The sequence below is a fragment of the Paenibacillus sp. FSL M8-0228 genome (assembly GCF_038007385.1).
GTDB lineage: Bacteria > Bacillota > Bacilli > Paenibacillales > Paenibacillaceae > Paenibacillus > Paenibacillus polymyxa_D.
The window spans coordinates 3,194,018-3,217,828 of sequence record NZ_JBBOXA010000001.1; the positions used below are offsets into that span (position 1 = coordinate 3,194,018).

24 protein-coding genes and 2 pseudogenes are annotated in these 23,811 nt (G+C 40.7%); 8 read left to right on the forward strand and 18 right to left on the reverse strand.

Annotated features, from left to right (window positions below; translation table 11 throughout):
• Positions 1–60: 60 nt before the first annotated feature.
• The 5 genes from MKY98_RS14075 to metH form a co-directional block, all read right to left on the reverse strand.
• Entirely contained in the window at positions 61–909 is an 849-nt protein-coding gene (locus MKY98_RS14075; RefSeq protein ID WP_176715736.1) for a deoxyribonuclease IV, read from the reverse strand.
• On the reverse strand, positions 899–1,717 hold the full coding sequence (locus tag MKY98_RS14080; protein WP_025724124.1) for an Fpg/Nei family DNA glycosylase: 819 nt from the start codon (positions 1,715–1,717) through the stop codon (positions 899–901). The genes MKY98_RS14075 and MKY98_RS14080 overlap by 11 nt, the downstream gene beginning before the upstream one ends.
• 73 nt (positions 1,718–1,790) lie before the next feature.
• Positions 1,791–2,639 carry a TIGR01457 family HAD-type hydrolase gene (locus MKY98_RS14085; RefSeq protein ID WP_081317588.1) on the reverse strand — a complete coding sequence of 283 codons (849 nt, stop codon included), beginning with the start codon at positions 2,637–2,639 and terminating at the stop codon, positions 1,791–1,793.
• A 464-nt stretch (positions 2,640–3,103) separates the two neighbouring features.
• Positions 3,104–4,033, reverse strand: coding sequence for a ribonuclease Z (rnz, locus tag MKY98_RS14090; RefSeq protein ID WP_029517417.1), 930 nt, complete (start codon positions 4,031–4,033; stop codon positions 3,104–3,106).
• Between the two features lie 79 nt (positions 4,034–4,112).
• A complete protein-coding gene (gene metH, locus MKY98_RS14095) occupies positions 4,113–7,553 on the reverse strand; it encodes a methionine synthase (RefSeq protein WP_069011699.1) in 3,441 nt (1,146 codons plus the stop codon).
• Positions 7,554–7,834: 281 nt separating this feature from the next.
• Here metH and MKY98_RS14100 point away from each other — a divergent pair, with 281 nt between their 5' ends.
• On the forward strand, positions 7,835–8,377 hold the full coding sequence (locus tag MKY98_RS14100; protein WP_069011697.1) for a 1,2-dihydroxy-3-keto-5-methylthiopentene dioxygenase: 543 nt from the start codon (positions 7,835–7,837) through the stop codon (positions 8,375–8,377).
• Positions 8,378–8,476: 99 nt separating this feature from the next.
• Here MKY98_RS14100 and MKY98_RS14105 read toward each other — a convergent pair whose 3' ends face one another.
• The 4 genes from MKY98_RS14105 to MKY98_RS14120 form a co-directional block, all read right to left on the reverse strand.
• Positions 8,477–9,271, reverse strand: a complete 795-nt coding sequence (locus MKY98_RS14105; protein ID WP_029517414.1) for an HAD family hydrolase — start codon at positions 9,269–9,271, stop codon at positions 8,477–8,479.
• 155 nt (positions 9,272–9,426) lie between these two features.
• On the reverse strand, positions 9,427–9,936 hold the full coding sequence (locus MKY98_RS14110) for a hypothetical protein (protein ID WP_025724118.1): 510 nt from the start codon (positions 9,934–9,936) through the stop codon (positions 9,427–9,429).
• 120 nt (positions 9,937–10,056) lie between these two features.
• Positions 10,057–10,263 (reverse strand): DUF896 domain-containing protein, encoded by a 207-nt coding sequence (locus MKY98_RS14115; RefSeq protein WP_029517413.1) that lies wholly within the window; start codon positions 10,261–10,263, stop codon positions 10,057–10,059.
• A gap of 108 nt (positions 10,264–10,371) precedes the next feature.
• Entirely contained in the window at positions 10,372–10,740 is a 369-nt protein-coding gene (locus MKY98_RS14120; RefSeq protein ID WP_049816988.1) for a LysM peptidoglycan-binding domain-containing protein, read from the reverse strand.
• Positions 10,741–10,927: 187 nt separating this feature from the next.
• On the opposite strand from MKY98_RS14120, the gene lexA reads away from it, so the two are divergent.
• From lexA to MKY98_RS14145, 5 genes are all read left to right on the forward strand, one after another.
• The gene (gene lexA / locus MKY98_RS14125) at positions 10,928–11,554 is read left to right on the forward strand and encodes a transcriptional repressor LexA (RefSeq protein ID WP_013310545.1); all 627 of its coding nucleotides are present in this window, start codon (positions 10,928–10,930) and stop codon (positions 11,552–11,554) included.
• A 283-nt stretch (positions 11,555–11,837) separates the two neighbouring features.
• Positions 11,838–12,140, forward strand: coding sequence for a hypothetical protein (locus MKY98_RS14130; protein ID WP_069011695.1), 303 nt, complete (start codon positions 11,838–11,840; stop codon positions 12,138–12,140).
• Positions 12,141–12,375: 235 nt separating this feature from the next.
• Complete coding sequence (locus tag MKY98_RS14135) at positions 12,376–12,540, forward strand: hypothetical protein (RefSeq protein WP_013310546.1); 165 nt, start codon at positions 12,376–12,378, stop codon at positions 12,538–12,540.
• Between the two features lie 40 nt (positions 12,541–12,580).
• Complete coding sequence (locus MKY98_RS14140; protein WP_165146693.1) at positions 12,581–12,721, forward strand: hypothetical protein; 141 nt, start codon at positions 12,581–12,583, stop codon at positions 12,719–12,721.
• Between the two features lie 229 nt (positions 12,722–12,950).
• On the forward strand, positions 12,951–13,490 hold the full coding sequence (locus MKY98_RS14145) for a GNAT family N-acetyltransferase (protein ID WP_039271259.1): 540 nt from the start codon (positions 12,951–12,953) through the stop codon (positions 13,488–13,490).
• 224 nt (positions 13,491–13,714) lie between these two features.
• Here the strand turns inward: MKY98_RS14145 and tet are convergent.
• A pseudogene (gene tet, locus MKY98_RS14150) lies at positions 13,715–15,118 on the reverse strand (Tet(L)/Tet(K)/Tet(45) family tetracycline efflux MFS transporter).
• 605 nt (positions 15,119–15,723) lie between these two features.
• Here tet and MKY98_RS14155 point away from each other — a divergent pair.
• On the forward strand, positions 15,724–16,044 hold the full coding sequence (locus tag MKY98_RS14155) for a hypothetical protein (protein ID WP_029517409.1): 321 nt from the start codon (positions 15,724–15,726) through the stop codon (positions 16,042–16,044).
• 999 nt (positions 16,045–17,043) lie between these two features.
• On the opposite strand, the gene MKY98_RS14160 is transcribed toward MKY98_RS14155, so the two are convergent.
• From MKY98_RS14160 to MKY98_RS14185, 7 genes and pseudogenes are all read right to left on the reverse strand, one after another.
• Entirely contained in the window at positions 17,044–17,151 is a 108-nt protein-coding gene (locus MKY98_RS14160) for a sporulation protein YjcZ (RefSeq protein WP_080658622.1), read from the reverse strand.
• Positions 17,152–17,287: 136 nt separating this feature from the next.
• The gene (locus MKY98_RS27080) at positions 17,288–17,386 is read right to left on the reverse strand and encodes an IS3 family transposase (RefSeq protein WP_416145682.1); all 99 of its coding nucleotides are present in this window, start codon (positions 17,384–17,386) and stop codon (positions 17,288–17,290) included.
• 442 nt (positions 17,387–17,828) lie between these two features.
• Positions 17,829–18,218: a hypothetical protein gene (locus tag MKY98_RS14165; RefSeq protein WP_029517406.1), complete on the reverse strand. Its 390-nt coding sequence runs from the start codon at positions 18,216–18,218 to the stop codon at positions 17,829–17,831.
• A 14-nt stretch (positions 18,219–18,232) separates the two neighbouring features.
• A complete protein-coding gene (locus MKY98_RS14170) occupies positions 18,233–19,378 on the reverse strand; it encodes a hypothetical protein (RefSeq protein ID WP_208332706.1) in 1,146 nt (381 codons plus the stop codon).
• Between the two features lie 253 nt (positions 19,379–19,631).
• On the reverse strand, positions 19,632–20,678 hold the full coding sequence (locus MKY98_RS14175; protein WP_069012686.1) for a fibronectin type III domain-containing protein: 1,047 nt from the start codon (positions 20,676–20,678) through the stop codon (positions 19,632–19,634).
• Between the two features lie 180 nt (positions 20,679–20,858).
• Entirely contained in the window at positions 20,859–21,911 is a 1,053-nt protein-coding gene (locus MKY98_RS14180) for a fibronectin type III domain-containing protein (protein ID WP_069012687.1), read from the reverse strand.
• A gap of 173 nt (positions 21,912–22,084) precedes the next feature.
• Positions 22,085–22,509 (reverse strand): annotated as a pseudogene (locus tag MKY98_RS14185) (NucA/NucB deoxyribonuclease domain-containing protein).
• A 208-nt stretch (positions 22,510–22,717) separates the two neighbouring features.
• On the opposite strand from MKY98_RS14185, the gene MKY98_RS14190 reads away from it, so the two are divergent.
• On the forward strand, positions 22,718–23,209 hold the full coding sequence (locus MKY98_RS14190) for a hypothetical protein (RefSeq protein ID WP_069012688.1): 492 nt from the start codon (positions 22,718–22,720) through the stop codon (positions 23,207–23,209).
• Between the two features lie 35 nt (positions 23,210–23,244).
• Here MKY98_RS14190 and MKY98_RS14195 read toward each other — a convergent pair whose 3' ends face one another.
• The gene (locus MKY98_RS14195) at positions 23,245–23,478 is read right to left on the reverse strand and encodes a hypothetical protein (protein WP_208332704.1); all 234 of its coding nucleotides are present in this window, start codon (positions 23,476–23,478) and stop codon (positions 23,245–23,247) included.
• Positions 23,479–23,811 lie beyond the last annotated feature (333 nt).

A 23,811-nucleotide genomic window follows, 5' to 3' on the forward strand; every position in this document is an offset into this window, starting at 1 on the left:
CCTTTTCCCATATATGCAAGCTCACATGCCTCAAAGATAGTTATTATCAATCAGATTGATTTACTCCCAGCTTAGAATCATTTGAATATCCTCCTGATGTGTTCCATCAGGTCCCGTCTCACTCTCCAAAACGATAGGAATGCCTCTTACAGCCTCCTGATCTGTCATCCAGCGCATGCCCTCAGTACCAATGTAACCTTGCCCCACACGAGCGTGTCTGTCTTTTTTAGAGCCATACGGGTATTTAGAATCGTTCAAATGAACTCCGCATAGAGCTGACCAATAGCCGAGACGGTTTCCTTTATCGATCAAAGCCTCGTCCATTCCACCGTTCCACAATCCTGCTGCATACGCATGACAAGTGTCCAAGCAAAAGCCGATACTGTCAGGATACCGGCACAACTGACGGATTTGCACCATTTCCTCAAGCGTGGTTCCCATAGGTCCATGATCCCCCGCCTGATTTTCAATCAATATTTTAGCATTTCCCTGCCAGCCTTCCAGTACATCATTAAAACAGTTAATGATGTTACGATAGCCCTCTAGAGGGTCTAACGAATGCATGTGACCAAAATGAACGACAATCCCTTTTGACCCACAGGCTTCAGCAATATCCAGATCATTGCGTAATGAAGCAATCGTCAGCTCATAAAGTTCCTGACCACGCTCAGACCCATGAGCCGGATTAACGGGATATGGCGAATGAGCAATGGATTGAAGCTGGTGCTCTACACAGTAAGCGTTGCAAGCAGCAGCATCAGTAGCACTCCATTCCTTCAGTCTCAGACTACGAGGATTTTTCGGGAAATATTGAAATGAACGTCCCCCCTGCTCTCGCGCACGCATAGCGGCTTTGGAAAAGCCACCACGCGTACTCACATGGGAGCCGATGAGCAATTTAGGCATCATGCTGCTGTACCGGGCAATAAAATGCTTTTTTCCCCGCCAGTTCAACCCTTACAATTTTTCCGCCACTTGGAGATTCTTCTCCTTCGCGGTCATATACTCGACACTGATGATCAAATCCACCTGTTAGCGTGTCTCCCTCCATTAGAGGCATTTCCATGTACCCGCCTTCCGCAGTAGCTTCACGTAGTACGGATTGAGTGGCATGGTATAGCTTTTCCACTTTTTCTGGCGACTGCACAATGTTTTGTACTTTGGAACCCGGTGTAAATCCGGCGATATAAGCAATTTCGTCCGAATAACAATTGCCAATACCTGAAAAAATCTGCTGATTCACCAGTGTTGTTTTTAAAATCCCCCGGCGTCCCTTCAGCCGTGCTGTAAACTTTTCCAACGTCATGCGGCGGTCTAACGGGTCAGGTCCCAGGTCTGACAAAGCCTCCTCTGTTTCTTTAGCCGTCAGCAAGTGCAGATAACCTAAGCGCAGTCCGATAAAATAAAGCTTTACTCCACTAAAATCTAATTCGATCTGAACTGTACGATCTGGACGCTGCTCCTCCGTTCCCAGAAATAACAGCCCTCCCAACATCAGATGAAGTACGAGCCGCCCGCCCGTGTTTAAATGAAAAATCAAATGCTTGCCTCGACGCTCTAAATATACAACGGTCGTTCCGAGCAATTGCTTCTCAAACGTTTCCACTTCAGTATTAATGGACTTTTCACGGCTAACCGTCACTCCAGTAATCGGAATGTCCAAAATTTGTTTGGATAATAAGATTCTGTAGTTTTCCATTTCAGGAAGTTCCGGCATATCAACATCTTTCCTTTCGTAGCTACATAGCTTTTAATGCTCGCAAGTTTTCTAAGACATATACTTTTTTCTATTATCTCAGCTCTTCTTTCATCCAGTCCTGCAATTCAGCGAGATTTTCAAACATCAGGTCAGGTTTTACTCCAACGGTACGCACATGCTCGTCCATATTAGCGCGGGTCGTCACGCCCGACAGGATCAGAGCTGTTTTACAACCTGCTGCTGCACCTGCCGCAATATCTGTAAGCATATTATCGCCCACAACCAGAGCTTCATCCGCCCTAATGTTTAAGCGGTTCAGTGCATAATTCATCAATACGCTTGAAGGCTTACCGATGACAATAGGCTTTACCTGTGAAGCCGCTTCAATTGCTGCTCCAATCGTACCTGCTCCTGGCGTTAGCCCATCATGTGAAGGCAATTGGAGATCCGGGTTTGTCAAAATAAAAGTGGCTCCTTCCCGAATCCAACGCATGGCAGCGGCCAGCGCATCATATGTAAATTGACGATCTATCCCCTGCACCACATAATCAGGATGGTTCTCAACAAGCTGCAAACCGGCTCCTGTGAGTGCATCACGTAATCCTGTCTCACCAATACAATATACACGAGCTCCAGGACTTTGCTGTGCTACATATTGTGCAGCTGCTAACGCCGAAGTATATACTTCATGGCTGGCCGCTTTAATTCCCATACCAACCAAATGCTCAGCCACCGATTCGGGTGTGCGTGAAGCATTGTTTGTAACATAAGCATAAGGTATCTGGTCTGTACGCAATCGGGATATGAACAGATCCGCACCCTTGATCATCCGATTTCCATGATAAAGGGTTCCATCCAGATCAATTAGTAACGATTTTATCGCAATCCCCTCCCCCACTTCAAATCCATTCACATCATAGCATTGAAAATTATAATTCATCCTATGAACGATGTTCTCCTTCTTATTTAACCACCTTAATGATTCAGGTCATAAAATAATCGGCCGTCTCCATTCATCTCATCTATCTTAAGTCAAAAATGCTTATGAAGTCCATGAATTGCTGGTAAACCGTGCAAAATAGCGCCATTCCTCGCTAAAAGCCGTCGCTTTCACATGACATAAGTTCACATCTTCGTCGAAATCCATCGAAGGCGCTATTTCCTCAAAGGAAATCTTCTGTATTTCCTGGTCATGCTCAAGACATAAAATCCTTTAAATTCGATATATAGAAACGCGAATATGACATGCCTCCATATGTGGTAGAACAAATTCATCCCCACCACCGTGTGCGGGTTCTCATCTCTTGTCGCATCCTGCGCTTTCCCGGAAAATAATTTCGGTGAAAAACAAAGGCACCGGAGCAAGCCCCGGTACCCATGCACATATCTTTCTCCAATCGTTTATTAACCGATATCGGGTACCGGTAACAACACATGCTGCTCCGCAAGCAATGAATTGGGAAATATGCTTCGCGCTTCCTCCAGCAATGGCTGAAGCTGCTCCTGATCTTTATACCTAGAACTAAAATGTGTCATGATTAGCTGACCCGCACCTGCGGCTTTTGCAGCCTCCGCTGCCTGAAGCGCCGTACTATGATGATACTCGTACGCTGTATCTGCCAGTTCATGCAGAAAAGTGGCTTCATGAACGACGACAGTTGCATCTTGAGCCAGCACTACCGTATTCGGGCAAGGTCTCGTATCCCCCAAAATCGTGATGATACGCCCCTTTTTCGGCGAACCCAAAACATCCTGAGGGTGCAAAATAACTCCACCCTCTACCTCCACGCTTTCCCCACGCTTTAACTTACCGTACACCGGGCCGGGCTTGATTCCATATCGCTCCAACAGTTCTTGGTTAAGCTTACCGGGCTTATCCATCTCTACAACTCGGTAGCCATAGCTGTCGATCCGATGATCCAGCAAAGCTGACTCTACCCGGAATTGTCCGTCATCAAACAGAACCCCGCCCGTATGCTCCACAATATGTAGTTGGTAATTGATACGCGATTGGCTGATCCCTAAAGATAGCTCGATATATTGCTGGATTCCAGGCGGTCCATATACCGTCAGTGGTGTCGTTCCCCCCTGGTACGCTCTGCTCGACAGCAGCCCCGGCAGACCAAAAAGATGATCCCCATGCAAATGGGTGATAAATATTTTTTCAAGTCTGCTTAGTTTGAGCGGCGAACGCAATACCTCTTGTTGAGTGCCTTCACCGCAGTCGAACAGCCACATGCTTCTTCGTTCTTCCAGCAAACGAAGAGCGATGGACGTTACATTTCGCTGAATCGTAGGCACCCCTGCATTTGTACCGAGAAAATAAAATTCCATAACATTAACCTTCTTCCTGCTGACCAGCAAAAAACCTCCGAAGCTCGGAGGGTATTTGCTATCCCATCTGATAAAGGTGTTAAACCTTTTCGACGTTAAAATACTGCGCCTGAGGGTGGCTGAACACCATGGCTGATACAGAAGCCTCCGGTTCCATCATAAACCCTTCCGTCAGCTCAACGCCAATATCCTCAGGTTTTAACAACTGGAACAACGGCCCCTGTTCCTCCAGATCTGGACATGCAGGGTAGCCAAAGGATACCCGAATGCCTTGATATCTGGCACCGTGCCGCTGTTTCATTGTCATATCGGCAGGGTCCGGAAAACCCCAGCTATCCCTGATAATATGGTGAAGTCGTTCCGCTAACCCTTCTGCTACTTCGAGTGCTACCGCTTGAAGTGCATGCGAGCGCAGATAATCCCCTTTATCTTTCCACTGGGTAGATATCTGCTGAATCCCATGACCAGCTGTAACGACCATGAAACCTACATAGTCCATAACTCCGGATTCCACTGATTTCAAGAAATCAGCCAGACACAGATAAGGCTCTACCTGCTGGCGCGGAAATGTAAATGTGTGCAGTACCTTGCTCACATCCGACGGATCATAGATCAGAATTTGATTCCCTTGCGACTGCGCTGGAAAGAAACGATACATGGCATGTGCCTGGATGATTCCGTCTGTCACAGCTTCAAACATGATGCTGTCCACGGTTTCCTTCAACTGAATCGCTTTCGGATCTTCCGAAGCCAGCAGCTGCTCAACATTGCCTTTTAAACCAAGATGATGCCCCATTAGCATCTGCATATTCACGTAAGGCAAAATATAATTCAGTGGATAGTTACGCAGTACATGGCGATCCGTATCTGGTGGAATATAGACGGGCATATCCTGAGCAATGTTAGAGCGCACAGCTCGAGTGAGTTTAGGGAGCGGCTTGGCTTCCACGACGATTGCCGCTTCAGCTTCTCGCTCAGCCTCCATCTCCTCGGCCATTTTTTTACGGGACTCAGGATTCATAAGCTTATTGGCAATATCCAGGCCATCCATAGCATCCTTTGCATAGGCAACCAGACCATCATACTCAGGACGGATACGATTTTTAGTGAACTTACGTGTTAAAGCAGCTCCACCCACCATTATTGGAATATCAATATTCGCATTTTTCAAATCCTGTGCGGTCAGCACCATTTGTTGTGCCGATTTAACAAGCAACCCGGATAAGCCAATCATGTCGGCCTTTTCTTCACGGTAAGCCTCAATAATGCGTTCTGGTGGTACTTTTATACCCAGATTCACAATATGGTAACCATTGTTGGATAGAATAATCTCCACCAGATTCTTACCAATGTCATGCACATCACCTTTGACTGTAGCCAACAAAATCTTACCTTTTACTGAGGATTCATTCTTCTCCATGAACGGCTCTAAATAGGCTACGGACGCCTTCATCACTTCAGCGCTTTGCAGCACCTCTGCCACAATCAGTTCGTTATTGTTAAACAGTCGTCCTACTTCTTCCATTCCCTTCATCAGCGGGCCGTTAATAATCTCCAGCGAAGAATATTTCACGAGCGCTTGCTCCAGATCCGGAATGAGTCCCTCCTTACTTCCCTCCACTACATAGGAAGCCAGTCGTTCTTCGAGCGAAAGGTTTGATATCTTTTCTTTTTTCTCCACTTTCTTGTTGCGGAAAGCTGCTACAAAAGCGGATAAAGTATCGTCATTTGTTTTATAGATCAAGTCTTCCGCAAGTTTCCGCTCATGCTCTGGAATGGATGCATAACGCTCAAGCTTCTCAGTGTTTACAATCGCATAGTCCAGACCTGCTTTGGTACATTCATATAAGTAGACGGAATTGAGCACTTCACGACCCGCTTCCGGCAAACCAAAAGAAACGTTACTGATGCCCAAGATAGTATGCACTCCGGGAAGCGCCTCTTTAATAATGCGAATACCCTCAATCGTTTCCTTAGCTGAACCGATATATTGCTCATCACCTGTTCCTACTGGAAATACAAGCGTATCAAAAATTAGATCCTCCGCTGCCAAACCGTAACGGTTCACCAACAGATCATAAGAACGTTTAGCTACCTCAAGCTTATCCTCACGTGAAATAGCCTGTCCGCGTTCATCAATCGTACCAACAACAACAGCGGCGCCGTACTTATGAATAAGAGGAGCCATGTTCTCAAATTTCTCTTCACCATCCTCCAGATTAATGGAGTTAATAATCGCCTTACCTTGCGAATATTGAAGTGCTTTATCAATGACTTTAATATCCGTTGTATCTATCACCAAAGGTACTTTTACCTTGTTTACAACCAGTTTCAAAAACGCTTCCATATCCGTCATTTCATCGCGGTCCGGGTCCTGCACACAAATATCAATGACATGCGCTCCGCTTTTTACCTGAGCACGGGCAATTTCAGACGCCTCTTCATATTTGCCTTCCACAATCAAACGCTTGAATTTGCGGGAGCCCAGAACATTTGTTCGCTCACCAACCATATACGGACGATTGTCCTGTTCAATATATACAGGCTCAATGCCTGATACGGCAGGAGGATGATGACCTACCAGCGGACGCGGCTCAAACTGCGCCATACTATCACTCATAACTCGAATATGCTCAGGCGTGGTACCGCAACATCCCCCAGCAATATTCAACCAGCCTTTTTCAGCGAAAGCAGCCATTTTACGTGCTAATGAATCAGGCGATTCATGGTATTGGCCATTTTCATCGGGCAAGCCCGCATTTGGATAACAGCTAATAGCTGCAGAGGACATTTCAGACAGAGAGCGAATATGATCACGCATAAACTCTGGACCTGTAGCACAATTCAACCCAATCGAAATTGGATGTAAGTGTTCCAGTGATATGGAAAAGGATTCGATATTTTGTCCGGCCAACGTCGTTCCCATAGGCTCAATCGTGCCTGAAATCATTAGCGGAAGCTCGATACCTGTCTGTTCAAAAGCCTGCCGAATTCCGATACTTCCAGCTTTGACGTTAAGCGTATCCTGTGAGGTTTCCAAAAGGAGTACATCCACGCCGCCTTCAATAAGCGCCAAGGCCTGCTCTTGATAGCTGTCAATCAGCTCAGCAAATGTAACACCACCTGTGACAGACAAGGTTTTCGTGGTTGGGCCCATAGCTCCTACTACAAAGCGAGGCTTGTCCGCAGTGCTGTATTTATCCACCGCGTTACGCGCCAGTTTGGCCGCCACCAGATTAATTTCACGGGCACGTTCCGGTATATCGTAATCCGCCAAAACGACGGATGTTGCTCCAAATGTATTCGTTTCAATTAGGTCTGCCCCAGCCTTCAAGTAGGCTTCATGAATCCCTTGAATGACATCCGGTCTCGTTAAGACCAGCATTTCATTACAGCCCTCCAGCTCTTCCCCACCAAAATCATCGGGGGAAAGGTCTTCCTGTTGAATCATGGTGCCCATGGCCCCATCAAGAAGGAGTATTCTTCGTTGTAATGCATCCTGCAAGCTAACTTTATCCAAATTTCTTCACCCCCGCAAAACGTTAAATCCTAGTTTAGCAGAAACCGTATCATTTAGATAGATTGAAGTAAAAACATACGTTTTATACAGGTTGTTCTTTGTAAAAATGACTTCTCTAATCCATTTTTATAGTTTGTAGCATTTTAGAACGTACTTAACCCTGTATCCTTTAGCTATAGCCATTTGCATTATAAAATGTTGAAATCCTGTATTGTACAACGTTTCAAGACATGGTATTCTTTATATAACATTAATCCGAGTGGAAAAGAGTGAATAGATACATGGCCGAAATCTTAATACGTAATACGAATGAAAGAATTAACGGTGAAGAACAAGTACGTGAATTTCTGGAGAGTCACGAGATATTGTATGAACATTGGGATGCTTCCAAATTGTCCGGGGAGCTGCAAGAGAACTTTACCTTAACAGATGATCAAAAGGCCGCTGTTCTCAAAACATTTGAACCCGAAATCAAGGATTTAGCCGCACGTCGCGGATATAAAATATGGGACGTTATCACTCTATCTGAAGCAACGCCGAATTTGGACGAGCTGCTGGCCAAGTTTGAGCAAATTCACACCCATACCGAGGATGAAATCCGTGCCATTGTCGCTGGTAAAGGCATCTTTATCATTAAAGGACCTGAAGAGATCGGCTATTTTAACGTAGAGCTTTCACCGGGGGACGTTATCTCCGTACCCGAAAATATACCTCACTTCTTCACTTTAATGGAGAATCAAAAGATCGTGGCAGTCCGCTTGTTCATTGAAGAAAATGGCTGGATTGCGGAACCGTTCGAAGATCCAACCTTCATTAAAGCATAATTACGAATTTATCCTTGTGTAAATAAAAAACTCCCTCTGCTCTGTGACAATCGAGCGAAGGGAGTTTTCTTAATACTCGTTTCTAAAGGTGTAGATTTCTTACTTTAACGACTGAATAATTCCATCCAATTCAGACAGATGCTTGATTTGAAACTTCGGCTTGATCTCTGTGGTATTGGTTTTGGCGTTTCGGTTCACCCACACCGAGTGAACACCTGCTGCCAACGCTCCTTGAATATCAGTCGTCAGCTTATCTCCTACCATTAAAGCATGTTCGGGCTCAATACCAAGAAGCCCCAACGCATGTTGGAATATAGACGGATCCGGCTTGCCTCGACCAAATGAACCTGAAATGACCACATGATCAAAGAAAGGAGCTAATTGAGGAACTCCATCCAGTTTCTCCTGTTGTAAATCAGGGGAACCGTTTGTCAACAATAACAGCTTGTACTGTCCCTTCAATTGTTCTAGAATTTCAAACGTTTCTTCATATACATGGGGACGCGCGCGTCTTTCCGAAGCAAATTGGGTAGCCAGCTTTTCCGCCAACTTCTCATTATCTATCCCTAGTTGCTGGAGTCCTCTGCGCCATGATTCCTTTCGATAAACAGGGGCCAACTGTTCCAATTGACGGAATTCAGGCTGCTCACCTGCTGTAAAATTCGCCCACAATCCTTCAAACGGATTGATGCCGATCATTTGAGTAAAACTAAAGGTTTCATAGGATTCATACAAAGCGCGTGCTTCTTTACGTACGGCTTCCTCCAGAGCTTTTGGATCAACACCTGCTTCACGGGAGCCTGTTTGACACGCTGCATCAAATGCCTCTTCTACACTACGTTCATCCCACAAAAGGGTATCATCAAGATCAAACATTACCGCCTGAATCGTCATCTGAATTATCCACTCTCTTTCCACAGTATATGTACGCCTATTTGCTTGATTAAGCATTTGAATCGTTATGTGTGCCCATATTAAGCAAGCGGCCGTAGCATGTTATATGAAATAACATCATACGGCCTTTGTTACAGAGCTACAGGCTAAATCAGTTATTTCTTGTCAACCTGTATCTGATTGGATAGCGCAAACTTCTCAAGTCGCTCTGCAATGGCATCCGTGTCATAGCGACCTAATGATTTTGTGAAAATAAAATTACCACCCTTACCTTTTCTTTCAACGGTTACGTAACCCTTTTCAATCTTGATGGCTTTCATGTCCCCAGCGGTCATTGGACGTTCCCTACCACCTTTCAGCATATAGAGAGTATCCTTTCCCACTTTCAGATAAGGACGACGGATAAAAAAGATAACAGCCAGCATCAAGTACAGGCCGAATACAAGCCAATCCATCCCTCGCATACCGGTCTTAGTCAAAAAGTAACTCATAAGCATGTACAATACAGAAAGACCAGCCAGCATAATTGGCACAGTAATGTTACGTCCACGGAAAATATCCATTGCAGAACCTGCGCCGCTAATGGTTTGAATACCTTGCTTTTTGCGCGATTTATTTAAATGCGCTGTGTTTTTGCGTACTTTTCTTTCAAATGATCGGGCCATCTCTCAATTCCTTCCCAGATATATTACATTAAAACAATTGCCTCAAAGCTGATCTATATAGATACCATGAGAGGTACCTAAAACAAAAGGCAAATTGCAGGCTTGGGCGCTTTAACAACATTAATGCTTCAGCCCGTCATTTCCCTTCGATGTATCATCGTCCACAAATTCAATCGTTTCTAGCTGCTGCCGAAAATTACGGCGAATGTTACCTAAATAAATTTCCCGAAGGTTGGCACGTTCTGTGGTTTCCTCTTCTGTTAATCCCTCGGATTTTGCTTTGCGCGCTAATTCATTAATGCGCTGTACCAAGCTGTCTATATCCAAATTGTGTCCCCTCCATAAAAGCAAAGATATAATACACTTTGACATGTAGAAAAGAGCTTGTCAAGGCTCCCGCATTACGCTCCCTGACAAGCTCTAATAGTCTATAGATCATAAGTCAGGAAGCTTGAGTACCTGACCTGCCTGCACTCCCCGATCCTCTAAACCGTTAATCCGCACAATTCCTTCTATATATACCCGTGTATCCATTCGTTCCGGTTTATGATTCGCGGCAATCTGCCACAACGTATCCCCAGGTTGTACTGTCAGTTTAGTCACTTCTTCCTTGGAAGCTGAAGGAGCCGCGAAAACCGTAAGTACACCTGCTCCTGCAATCCAAGCAACAATCATTATAATAAGAAGCTTAAGTAAAAGAGTATGGGTAATAATCTGCATAAAACGCGCCCTACCCTCTTTTCGGGTCTCCTGTAAATTTTCTATATTCATTGGAAAAATACTTTGATAGGTGCTATATTTCATCATGGTTGTGTCCTCCAAACGTTTGTTCTTATGTTTTCACAATATAACACGAACGTTTGTTTTGTTCAATAGAAAAGAGAACAAAAGTTCGCAATTATTTTTAGGGATTATTTAGAACTTATGTTTGTACGAACGGAGGTTCTATGCTATAATTTTCCCAAACGTTACTAAATGGGGTTGATACGGTATGTCTAAGATTTCGAGCCGCCAGCAGGCCATTCTTGAATTTATCCGCAATGAAGTGCGTCTAAAGGGATACCCCCCTTCTGTACGCGAAATAGGCGAGGCTGTCGGATTGGCCTCCAGTTCTACGGTTCACGGTCATTTGGATCGTTTAGAGAAAAAAGGACTCATTCGCCGCGATCCTACAAAACCACGGGCTATTGAGTTACTCGGTCAAGACGAATCGGATAACAGCAACTTGATTAATTACTCCATTAGTCGTGTCCCCGTCGTCGGCAAAGTAACCGCTGGTCTTCCTATTACGGCGACAGAAAATATTGAAGATTACTTTCCTCTTCCCCAACACTTTGTTGGTGAGGATAAAATATTCATGTTATCTGTTGTAGGCGAAAGCATGATTGAGGCTGGGATTGCTAACGGAGACTATGTAATCGTACGTCAGCAGCAGACCGCTGATAATGGCGATATTGTTGTAGCTATGACAGATGAAGACGAAGCTACAGTTAAAACCTTCTACAAAGAAAAAGATCATATCCGGCTTCAACCTGAAAATCCAGCCTTTGAACCGCTTCGTCTGACACACGTCAGTATTTTGGGCAAAGTTGTAGGACTCTTCCGGGACTTCCACTGATTTCTCGTTCTTCCTTCCCCGTTATTCTATCCCCTAATACAAAACCGGCTGCCTAGGGCAAGCCGGTTTTGTATTGTTATTATGCTTACTATGTATCTCACAACTATTCTTTCCTTTTAGCAACCTATTCCTATTGTATCTACTATAAAATCAGCCTCATCATCTCAAATAATCCCCCACTGATCTTGAACAGCTATACTGTTATGGGCAAAACTAATAGATCGTTCTTTCTTTTAGCTAAATATGGTATATTAATTACTCATAGCTCTGTAGGAGGAATTAAATGAAAAAAATAATAATTTCAGCGTTTGTTATGATATTTATCGTCATAAGCTGTGCAGTTCCAACAATGGATCATTTGTATGCAGAAGAGAAATCACACATAACAACCTACGATCGTATTCAGTACATACAAATACTCATCCATTTCAGGTATTTAGAAAAGCAACTTGAAGCTGTAATTTCCGAAAGAAATAATTACCCAGAGGCCAGCCAAGAATATAAACAGCTCTCAGAACAACTGAATCATATTCTTGCCCAAGAGGCGTACTACGAAAAAAAACTTAACACCCTTAATAGTAAATAATTTTCATACAAACTGCATATTATCTTTATTCTACACATTAGACTCATGCCGACCTGCCTGTAACATCTCCTGCAACGTAAAGTTGAAAAGGCGAAGACAGGTTCGCATGAGTTTTTTTGTTAACCTTTAGGGATATAGGTACTAGCTTCTTTTTGCTTCTAATAGATTTATGCTGATACATTACTATCACAATTGACATATGTATATAGCAGAACTAAGCAAAGGAGATATGCAGATGATCAGAAATAGAGTTAAAACGTATAAGCATCGCATCGGGAAAAACAGATATCTGGTCGTTAAAGTCTTTCAAGCCGCAGCTGCTAAAACAGGAAGCGGAAATGCACTAGCAACCAATGCCTTGAATATCAAAATTTCCAAGCGTAAGCATAAACGCCACTAAGATTCAACCGCACCTTCATTTCTTGAAGGGAGGTGATATTATGAGCAGAAGACATTGCAGACGTGATTTAAGAAGAAGAAGATTGAACATCCGTTCCAATCAAAGAGCCACTGCACGTGCAAGAGGTAACGCACTGGCTGTTAATTTGTTTAGCGTAAACGATAGACAACGCAGACGTTAATAATTGTTTCCATGCAAAAAGCGGGAGGAATTCTTCCTGCTTTTTTGTGTTAAACAGCACACCTAACTACTGCTATGAATCATTTAAGCAAGCGAAGGGGATCTAAAATATCACACATAGTTGAACAGTCGCTACCATTTTACTCTTTTTATAAATCTAACAGACAGGAAAACGTGGTTCTCTTTAAGAATAGTGTGCATAGAGAAATTAAACCAGGAGGAGACAAGCCATGATAATTAAATTGTCACTTTCAAATATGGGGGATTTTAAGAAGTCAAATGAGAATAACGGCTTTATAGTGTCAGGAAGGATTATACCTAAATACGAGAACAACAATTGGACATATATAGAAGAAAGTTTTCCCGAACCATATTTTAAACAGTATGAGGATGATGACGTCGATATCAGTTATATTAATGAACAAGGAAAATCTATTTTCTTATATTATGATGAGAACGACTGTGTTGGGAAAATTAAACTTTGTACTAATTGGAACGGCTATGCTCTAATTGAGGATATTGCCGTTGCTAAAGACTGGAGACACAAGGGAATCGGAGCAGCCTTATTGAGTAAAGCAACCGAGTGGGCTAAGCAGAATAATCTTGTTGGCCTTATGCTTGAAACACAGGATGTGAATGTTTTAGCTTGTCGTTTCTATGCTAAAAATAACTTTGTAATCGGCGGAGTTGATACTATGCTATATTCTAACTTTTCCACAGCCCATGAGAAAGCGATTTTTTGGTATTATAAGTTTAAGCATTCAAATTAACCTATCCTTCTGTAATAAGGCCGAATTTAAAAACAATACCATCTTGTACGCACACTTTGCATTGCTACTTTTCCCGTATCTTCTAGTAAAATCAAACTGATCAGCACACAAAACTCTGCCGACCAATTAAGGTTAGCAGAGCTTTTGATTTATTTTTAGAGTATTCACTTACTTCAAACGTGAGGATGCGATCATTTTCAGCATGTAATCCTTTTTTGCTCTTATCAGGAATCTGAAACTGAACGTTTATATACAATAACAGATAAAATCCCGCTAATTATAATGACCACTGAAAAAATCAATAACATATTGCTATATAAATAAGCAGATGGAAAATTAATGATTGGTATAAATTTTTGATGAATAAGACGTATTGACAATAAGCCTCCTACAACTGAAATCCCCGTTCCTTCTGATAAAAAGCTTATAAAATTAAGCAAGCTCATTCCTGCGCCAGCTTCTTCTTGTTTTAAACTACTTGAAACAATAGTGGATATTACTGTTTTAATAAAAGAAAGACCACCGAAAACAAAGACTAGAATAATAGACATCAGCCAAGGTGTCATTTCAATAAAGAAAGCAGCTACCAAAAAACTGACGGCAAGAAATGCAACGCCGACTGCTAGCACATGTAAGGAACCTTTCTTATCAACAAGTGCTCCTCCAAGAAAACCAAAGAAAATAGCACTTATCGTTCCAGGAAAAATAATTCCACTGCCAAACATTGCGGTACTTAAGTGGTGAACGTCTTTCATCATATAAGGGACCATAGAAACAAATCCAGCTACGGTACCAAACATAAGCCCGCCACAAAGGATTCCTATCATAAATGCAGTATTTTCCCCCAATGAAGGATCAACAAAAGAATTGGTTACTTGTCTGATATGTTTTAAAAAGATCAAGAAAAATAGAACGCTTATCACCAGAAAAGAAATTCTGTAAGAAGTTGTATACAACATAAACAATACAATACCTAGAGATATAAGCACGATTCCTGCAATGTCAAACGAGCTCTTTGAAATGACTTCCTTTTTCAATAATTTTATCAGGAAGGGAACAGTTACAAACATTAAAACAGGAAGGGAACAGTTACAAACATTAAAACAGGAAGAAGCAGTAAATAAGCCAATGAATATAATGAGCAATCACCCCACCAATAGCCGGTCCTATCCCTTCACCCATTGCTACGATAGACCCGATGAGGCCATATGCCTTTCCCCTGTTTTCTTTTGGGATATAGCGAGCAACTACGACCATCACAAGTGAAGGAAATGCAGCTGCACCAATCCCTTGTATAAATCGCCCCAAGATAAGTGTTGGAAAAAAAGTATGTCCCACAAATCCAATTAATGATCCTATGCAATTCACTATGATTCCAAACAGGAGCAACCTTTTAATACCTAACTGATCAGATAGCTTTCCGTATACAGCTGTTCATATAGAAAAGCTTAGCATAAAGACAGTATTCACCCAATTTGTAATGGCAGGTGTTTTATTGAATCATCAGCAATATCAGGTAAAGAGATATTAAGAACCATTTCATTTAACACACTAAATAACGAAAGAACACAAAGCCACATTAAAATTTGGTTATAGCTCAAAACGGACTGTGAATAAGGGGTTTTCACTTTTGACCCTCCAGAAATAAGATACATTCAAGACATGAGTGTATCCTTGCTCCATATCATTGGAGGTTTAATACAGCGCCTATTTCCATACGAGAAAATGTAATGATCTTTTGGTCACCATCCCAGCCCCCTATGATTACAATATAGAGCGTATATCGCTCTTGTGGTCCCCTCTTCCAAAACCAGCAGACGCGCCTTTATGTCCATTACACTGCTACCTGTTCTTATCTCCAGTCCTTCATGTTGGACCACGTCATTGCTCAGTAGAATAATTGTACAGTATTGGTAATAGCGTTTTGATATCGGGTAACAAAGCGTTCAGCTTCTTTATTACCTGTCGTTTTCCGTATACTGTACAGATCAGAACAATGAACGATAAAAGCGGATACAACTATTGTGCAACAATAGCGGAATTAGACGGTTGCCAAAGTGACACTGAACTTTTACAGATGTTTATGATGGTGTACGTGAAGCCAAGGAGAAGAATATGGGGGCGATATTCCTGTGCCAGTAGGATAAGACAAGAACCTAATTAAGCGTACAATCGCAGCACGTTAGATACATTTAAACTAATCAGGAAATTATCCAAGTAGGAGGGAATAACCATGGCATTTGAAGGTTATAGAGAAGACAAGCGAGGACAATGGTTTGACTGGCCATTCCCCTTGTCGGTATCAATACTGTATGTGGATGCGGATGTAGATGAAACAGAAACGAAATGGTACCTCATTATCGAACAAGAAAAACATTTGATCCGAATTAGGGATGAAAAGCAAATTGAACTGCTTCATCACTGCATGTATGGAATCTTGTTAAATGACGAGAATATCAACTGGATTATTGATAAAAATGGCGGTAGATTTACCTATCACGACAGTGTGCAAGATTTCATCAAATTCCAGAAAGAATACCTGGATATATTTTAAAAACCGTGAACAGTTAAAAGCTCTGCCGACCAATTAGGGTAACAGAGCTTTTCGATTTATTTAGAGTATTCACTTACTTAAATACACTTTTGGAATCAAGCCGACTTTAGAGCAGTGGAAAAGGCTACGATCCGGCGTGGATCAATCGTTGTCAAGCGGTTTGCCAACCGTTAATAGCAGTTTCACAGTCTTAACTTTCACTCGCTAGGTACTAACTTCTCCATATGTATTAGTTGTGATTTCGTACTGGCAAGGTCATTATTGTGAGTTATTGGTACTTTTTGGGCAATTAGTTAAAGCTAAAGCTCACGTATCGTCACAATACATGTATGGACTTTGGCTAGATTTTTTAGAACCCCCACCGTTGTCGTGAAATTCACTATTCTGTACCGTTACGTCGGAAAATCCTTTTATATGGAGCCCCATATTTGTATTTTTAATCTCTATGTTCTTTCTCAAAGAGTACCTTATCGTTCACATAGCTACTACCTTCCAACAGAATACCATAATTTGTAATGCTAACATAACTTGGCACTTTATCAGGCTCGGTTGTTGCTACACCATGCACTGTTAAATTTTTAATAATTACATTCAATGCCCGGTTTGAATTGTTCGAAGTTAAAGCTCCATTATCCCTAGTTAGCATCAATTTGCAGCACTGTAGCCCCCTTACCCACTGTGGTAATAGTAACATTACTCTTTAGATATATTGGTTTTTTGATGCTGCAATTACATTTGTTTACTTCAACCTTCATCCTACCACCTCTTTGAGAATTTTATCTAACAGAAGCCTGATAAGCCAGCAGTGGTCTTGACTCGCTACTGAAAAGATAAAATGAAATACAATAAGCGCAAAACTATTATGGCAGGAATCCACCAAGTATTTGCCGAAAGAGAAGCGAATACGGTGGCTATTGCCAAATAGCTTATGCGCTCAATGGGCTCAACTATTGAATATCCATGAGTGAAATGATATTTTCCAACAGTTCTTTTTACAAACTAAACCCAAAGTGATTTAGTGATGATAACTAAGAGAATAAAGAGCACTAAAATTGCCGCTGTAGAAGTCCATACACCGCCGCCACCTGTATTTTCATAGGCACCCATCTCTTTTAACCTCCTTTATTTGTCGTTACCTTAATATATGTTTAAATACGTTCTATGATAGGGCATGCAGGTAAATAAAAAAACACTAGCTTAGCTAGTGGTCAAGTCCCCATTTTATAGACACGGAAAAAAGCCCCTAGACTATAAGCTGCTTTCGATATTCTTTCGGAGGCAACTTATTTAACTTTCGTTGTGATCGACTTTGATTATAAAATCGAATATAGTAGCCAGTTATGTGAGTCCTTCATTACTTGTAATTAAAGGAGATGGGAAGATATCTTTCGAATACATCGCTTTAAACATCAATATATCGGTCTGTATATCCTGTCCGTATCTGTATCAATCACGAAACCAACCTCTGTGTCATCTTCAAAACGTAATCGATCAAAATTATGAAGTCGACAAAATATATCAGGTAAATCTCTAATATTAAGACTCAGCATTTTTGCTTGTATATACTTTTGATATAGTTCTTCTTGTGTGCATAGGGGACCAGTAATCAAATTCTGAAAAAAGAAACCTTCAATTTTAATAATCATAATATCACCACTGGTGGTAACCATTCTCTTATAAATTTAAAATACTTACATAACAATAACTCAACTAAAGCACATGTTAAGTTAACCTTTGTGAACAAGTTAAAGCTCCCTTGCTATCACATTTACTTATGATAGCTTCTATTTTTCCATTAATTCATTAAATATATCTCTATCTTTGGAAGTAAAGTCAGAAATCAGTTTCTTTTGTTCGTATGTGTTGGTACTTGAATCCAATTTAATGAAGCTATTTTCACCAACCACATATACGATATTTTTTTCTATTTTATAAGACAGAACGTTATCAATCACTGAATTAGGAGCTTCAATTTGATGAGTGTATAGTATTGGAGGATCACCCGATCCTCCTCCCCTGTAAATCTGAAAAGTCCCATCTCCAAAAAACTCTAACGTATCTTTGCCATATGGGTACTTCCTTATCGTATCGTCTCCAGAATTCGCTAGAAAAATTATAGTAGTAGTTATAACTAGTAGAGAGATCAAGATGTAAATCTTGTATCTGCGTTTCATCTGCAATTCACACCTCACTTCCAAGCCTTTTTTGTATCAGTTACTGTAACATAAGATGTATACTCATTGAGTGTTCCCCATGATTCCATTAAATTTGTTAGATTGGCCGCAGCCCAACCGAGTTTGTTGTCCCCAGTAAACATTTGTTTAAAATTATATTCAAAATTATATTTATCATAATATATTGTAGTAATTTCCCATTGTCCTTTTACATATGTTCCATCTATTTTGTACTTCATTTTGTGAAAAGCGTTATACAAATCTCTGTCACTTTCAATTGCAATAGACCCATCACTTGAAAAACTTTTAACTTTTTTGTCGTTAGCTTTTTGTACTGCTTTATCAATTACATACATATTATGTTCTTTGGATTTTTTAATTTGCTGCGCCTCATACGACCACTCGTTAAAGTGTAAATGTCCTGGTTTGTAATCAAGTGAATGTTGAAGTAAATTGGCTGTGATGTCTCCGTACTTCTTTCGAGCTATAGGAACAGCTACTAATGTAAATGCTTTACGATCAGGATAATGTATTACAGTATCTGTCGAATCTTTTACCTTCTCTACGCCTCGTACCCAAGTCTTTTCTAGTTCTACCATAGGATTTTCAAACGGAAAAGTAATATTTCCTGCATACACTAACATATTCTTACTATATGCACCTTCCAGTACTTTTTGCGAGACATCAGACTGATCCTTTTCTCTTGTTTCCTTAGGTTCTAACTGAGGACTGTATTGAATTTTTCCCAATTGATCTTCTTTTTGTTTTAGAACGAGTTCAAACTCAAGGATCTCTTTGCTGGTATCAATCTGTTCTTGATACTTTACTACATAAGCGTGTGTAAACGTAATATCTCGGATTGTGTTTTCATTTCTAACGATTTGGATATTACATTTGCGATAGTAATCCTCACTATCAGGTTTATATTCTGTATTTGCCCATGTATACAGCATGTTGGAATTATCCGCATTGTCTATAACTGAAGGAAGCGAATGAAGCGGAATTTTGCTTCGAATATGTAGCGAATGAGCCAAGTTTGGAGACTTAGCTGAAAGGTTTATGGAACTATTATTCTTATAAGTAAAGCCAGTGATTTCACCTTTTACAAACTCAATTGGCTCACCACCGGATTTGCGTTCTATTCTTAATGAAATACTCATTAAAATAATCTCCTTTGTTAAATTAATCTGGTTTTGCAGGAAAAATTTATGAAGACTAATTTCCAAATATTAATATATACGAAAAATATTAAATAGTAAACATATTTTCAACGTGATAAAGGACATCAATTGAGTTTCGTAACCTCGGCAAATTATATGAAGAAGCTAAAACGAAATATAATTCAGCCTAACACGAACCTGTTAGAAACGTTAAAAGCTCTGCCGACCAATTAAGGTTAGCAGAGCTTTTTATTTATTTAGAGTATTCACTTACTTCAAACGTTAGGATACGATCAAACAGCATGTAATCCTTACGGCTGCTGAATGGACCTTTATTATTGTCATGTTTATTAATGGCATAGGATGCTGATCCAGAACCCGCCTGTTTGCCTTCGTACCAGGAGATAAAGTCATTGACCTCTTTCATGCTCAGATCAAATTCTTTCTCTAAGCCAGTTGTCATGGTGACTACCAGAATTACACGCTCTCCAGTAGTTGGCTTTGGGTCAGGTTGACTACCTCCTCCTTGTGGAGTTGCCGAAGCTTCATTGGAGTATTCAGAATCAACGCCATTCACCTTAGCACTTACAATAAAGTAGTACTTCGTTCCGTTAGTTAGACCGGGAATAACAAAGTTTCCATATGCATCTTTTGTTGCTGTTACTATTTCCGTATACTTACCAGACTCAGTTCCATATCTTACCGTGTAACTTTCAGCGTCTTGAACCTGGTCCCAGTTTAAAGTAGCCTGACTATTATTTCCAGTAGCATTAAGTTTTATCGAAGCCTCATTATCTACAAACATTCCATCTTCATTGATATCAATCGCATCTAAATTTAAGTGTCCATCGTCACTTTCTAACTTAATCATTACTTCATGAATCGCATTTGTCAAAGCTTTCTTCTCATAAACGAGTGTTTGTCCGGCAGCCTTAGAATGTTCACTAAAATACTCAACATTTCCATCTATCGAGATTACGGCTCTTTTAGTTTTAGTATCCCAATTATCTGATAGAATCCTCAATTGTGTACCTTTAAAGGAAAAAGAAATGTACGCATCGGTATCAGTTGTTTGATGAATGGCCCCATTGTATAGTTTGATCCCATCTTTGAATATAAGCCATGATCCATGATATTTGATGAACTTATGCGTATCATCGTAACGTTTCCAACCCACTTCAGGAGTATAAAGATTCTGACCTAATGTAGCTGCATAGGAACTTGAGTTTAAAAACGTAACCATTACAAACAGAAGAACTCCAAACAAAATACCAAATTTCTTAGTAAAACCGATCTTCACAAATATTCCCCCTAAGTAATCTATTGAACAGTAATTGACTACAATGTATGTTACCCGCAAATGGACAGACCGTTGTTCATGAGATCATCTTCGTTCTGGTTCGTTGGGTAGGTACCAACAATTTCTATAGAAAATACGATCTTTTCCCTACCATTTTTCAGGCCTGGTGTTGCGTATTATTTAGTATTCACTTACTTCAAAAGTCAGAATGCGATCATACAGCATGTAATCCTTGCGACTGCTAAAAGGTCCTTTATTGTTATTATGTTTATTGATCACATATGAAGCCGATCCAGAACCAGCCTGCTTGCCCTCATACCAAGCAATAAAATCATTCACCTCTTTCATGCTTAGGTCGAATTCTTTTTTTAATCCTGTTGTCATGGTGACTACTAAAATTGCACGGTTTCCTGCAGGTTGCTCAGGATCAGTTTGACCGCCTCCCCCTTGTGGAGTTGCAGATGCTTCGTTGGAATATTTAGAATCTACTACCTTAACTTTAGCACTGACCACAAAATAGTATTTTGTTCCGTTGGTCAGACCTGGGATGACGAAGTTTCCATATACGTCTTTTGTAGCTGTGGCAGTTTCAGTATATTTCCCTGATTCTGTTCCATATTTGACTGTGTAACCATCAGCTTCTTGAACCTGCCCCCAGTTTAATGTAACTTGACCGTCTCCAGGGGAGGCTACAAGATTCATGGGAGTGTAGATATCAACCAATTTTCCATCTGTATCTATTGCATCAAGCGAAAATGTGTTGTTTGTGCTATTCGTAGTTAACTTTACTTCATGAACAGCGGATGGTAGATCTAAGACTTCATACACAAGTACTTGATACAGATTTGCAGGATTATTTGGATTGTATGTCGAAACTTTGCCATCGATCTCTATGGTCACATTGTTTACTCTATTGGTCCAATAAAGATCAATAATTCGCAATTTAGTTCCATAGAATTTGAATTTTATGGCGTTTGTTGTTGCTCCAGATAGTTTCATATAGTGACCTGTTTTTGCATAAACACTATTAGATTCATTTGTAACATATGCCCATCCACTACCTTCATACTTAATGGCAGGGTCCATATCGTCATATCTTTCCCAACCTTCTTCGGGAGAAGTTAATCTCTCACCGATCGACGCTGCATACGTATTTGAATTTAAAATCAAGCTCGTTGCAAACAATAAAATGCCTAACAAAATACTTATCCTCTTCATAAAATTTAACTTCACATTAAATCCTCCTACTAGGGTTTGTTGAACTATTACTAAGGTAAATTAATTCTAAAAATGTGTCTAAACATAAACTTGCTTATCTATAAATATGTTCTATATTTTTGCATATTTATTTTTTATTGGATATAAAAAAGACTCTATTGGTAGCGAACCGTTAGAGTCTCTTATCTTTATTTCACTATAAATCTCACCTTTGTTCCATCAACATACTTATCTAACTGGTGACTTACCCATGATCCTGCTCCCCGGTTATCACTAGGGGTTATGTATCGAATATCAGCGCCTGCGCCACCTTCTGCACACATTGCCATTGGCCATTCATCGCGGTCATATCCTTTTTTAGTTGGATAGCCCTTGAGCGACTCTTCCTATTTTCCTCAGTTCCATCACGGTCGATTGTGCATACCGCAGAATGTCCGGCTACAATAGCGTCCCTTATGTGTGCTCCGGTTTCAGGATACCGTGAACTTGGAAACTCCAACGTATATCCAGCTGCTTGTTGGCTGATTGCTGCCGGTTCAGCATAGACGCCTTGTACGGAAAAGATAGCCGCCAGTAAAAATACAATTAATCCTCGCGCGATTCCTCTGATCATATGACACCTCCATAGTAATTTGAATCTTCTCTATACTAAATGAAGAGTTATGTCGAAGTATCGTGCATGTTGTCGCATAATAAATAACTATATTACAAACTGCCGTTCTATACGTTTGAGTTCACATAACAATCACAGTTATATAAAAGGATAATGATAAAACTAAGTGGAATATGTAAATTGAAATAAAAAAATGGGAGGTTTTATTATGAGAAAACCATTGCCTACTATTCTTTCTGTGGGCTTGTTATTCGGAGCTTTAGCGCCTAGTGTATCAGCCGGATCTACAGAAATAACTCAGCAAGAAAGCACGATTTCATCTAATCAAGTAGTGCCTCAAGCGAGTTTACAATTCTCTAATGATGCAACCCAGGAAACCTTAAGTGCTGCAGGCATCATAAAAACATTCACATTTACAAACTTGGCTAATGAGGTTGCTAGTGCACCATTCCAAATTAATGGATCAGGCGACGTCAACATATCCGTCCACCAAAGAACCGCTGATTCAAAATATAGTCCTGTAATTCAATACACATTACAATCAAGTGATTACTCACAAAGCATTTTTATAAACGGAACATTCACAAATACAAATACAATCAGGACGTTTACCAATGTGCCAGAAGGAACATATAAAATAGTAATCACTAATTATGGTGGAGTTAGTAATGTCTTTGGTGATGGCCGTTTATACCGCTAGTAGAATTACAATAATAACAAAGGACTCCATACTGGTTACATACCAGCGGAGTCCTTTTTCACATCTACTCTAAATTCAAACTGCTTACGTAAGAAATAAGATCCGTTAATCTTGATCGACTCCGGTGTAATCTTCTCCGCTGCTCCACCGTAATCCACGATATTTATCAAACCCTCGCCCAACGGCTGTACTACATATGCTCTTACCTGGTTTAACGAAGCTGCAAATAGTTCGATATCCGACTTTAACACTTTATATGTATGGTTCATGCTGATCACCTCAAATAGCTATTCGGTGAATGGTATGTTAATTCCTTCAACAAGACAATCCACGTCTACCAATAATTAAGGGTAGCGGGGATTTGCTTTACTTACGTTTAAGCCCCTTCATGCTGTACTTGAGGCTCTATGCCATGCGAGTGAATAGGTACAGTAACAATTAACAAAAAGCTAGCCGCGACGATCATCAGAGCCATTTTTTTTAACATTGTTCATCCACACCTTTTCAATTATTAGACTGCATATGAACAAACACTCCATACTATTTATACAAACGCTCTAACTTCCTACATGCCAGCCAAACACTGAGATACCGCCGTTAGA

What these genes read in the sequence shown, in the direction of transcription:
- MKY98_RS14075 (WP_176715736.1), bottom strand. Translation starts at nt 909, where the DNA reads ATGATGCCTAAATTGCTCATCGGCTCCCATGTGAGTACGCGTGGTGGC.
- MKY98_RS14080 (WP_025724124.1), bottom strand. Translation starts at nt 1,717, where the DNA reads ATGCCGGAACTTCCTGAAATGGAAAACTACAGAATCTTATTATCCAAA.
- MKY98_RS14085 (WP_081317588.1), bottom strand. Translation starts at nt 2,639, where the DNA reads ATGAATTATAATTTTCAATGCTATGATGTGAATGGATTTGAAGTGGGG.
- rnz (WP_029517417.1), bottom strand. Translation starts at nt 4,033, where the DNA reads ATGGAATTTTATTTTCTCGGTACAAATGCAGGGGTGCCTACGATTCAG.
- MKY98_RS14100 (WP_069011697.1), top strand. Translation starts at nt 7,835, where the DNA reads ATGGCCGAAATCTTAATACGTAATACGAATGAAAGAATTAACGGTGAA.
- MKY98_RS14105 (WP_029517414.1), bottom strand. Translation starts at nt 9,271, where the DNA reads ATGACGATTCAGGCGGTAATGTTTGATCTTGATGATACCCTTTTGTGG.
- MKY98_RS14110 (WP_025724118.1), bottom strand. Translation starts at nt 9,936, where the DNA reads ATGGCCCGATCATTTGAAAGAAAAGTACGCAAAAACACAGCGCATTTA.
- MKY98_RS14120 (WP_049816988.1), bottom strand. Translation starts at nt 10,740, where the DNA reads ATGAAATATAGCACCTATCAAAGTATTTTTCCAATGAATATAGAAAAT.
- lexA (WP_013310545.1), top strand. Translation starts at nt 10,928, where the DNA reads ATGTCTAAGATTTCGAGCCGCCAGCAGGCCATTCTTGAATTTATCCGC.
- MKY98_RS14130 (WP_069011695.1), top strand. Translation starts at nt 11,838, where the DNA reads ATGAAAAAAATAATAATTTCAGCGTTTGTTATGATATTTATCGTCATA.
- MKY98_RS14135 (WP_013310546.1), top strand. Translation starts at nt 12,376, where the DNA reads ATGATCAGAAATAGAGTTAAAACGTATAAGCATCGCATCGGGAAAAAC.
- MKY98_RS14140 (WP_165146693.1), top strand. Translation starts at nt 12,581, where the DNA reads ATGAGCAGAAGACATTGCAGACGTGATTTAAGAAGAAGAAGATTGAAC.
- MKY98_RS14145 (WP_039271259.1), top strand. Translation starts at nt 12,951, where the DNA reads ATGATAATTAAATTGTCACTTTCAAATATGGGGGATTTTAAGAAGTCA.
- MKY98_RS14155 (WP_029517409.1), top strand. Translation starts at nt 15,724, where the DNA reads ATGGCATTTGAAGGTTATAGAGAAGACAAGCGAGGACAATGGTTTGAC.
- MKY98_RS14160 (WP_080658622.1), bottom strand. Translation starts at nt 17,151, where the DNA reads ATGGGTGCCTATGAAAATACAGGTGGCGGCGGTGTATGGACTTCTACA.
- MKY98_RS14165 (WP_029517406.1), bottom strand. Translation starts at nt 18,218, where the DNA reads ATGAAACGCAGATACAAGATTTACATCTTGATCTCTCTACTAGTTATA.
- MKY98_RS14170 (WP_208332706.1), bottom strand. Translation starts at nt 19,378, where the DNA reads ATGAGTATTTCATTAAGAATAGAACGCAAATCCGGTGGTGAGCCAATT.
- MKY98_RS14190 (WP_069012688.1), top strand. Translation starts at nt 22,718, where the DNA reads ATGAGAAAACCATTGCCTACTATTCTTTCTGTGGGCTTGTTATTCGGA.
- MKY98_RS14195 (WP_208332704.1), bottom strand. Translation starts at nt 23,478, where the DNA reads ATGAACCATACATATAAAGTGTTAAAGTCGGATATCGAACTATTTGCA.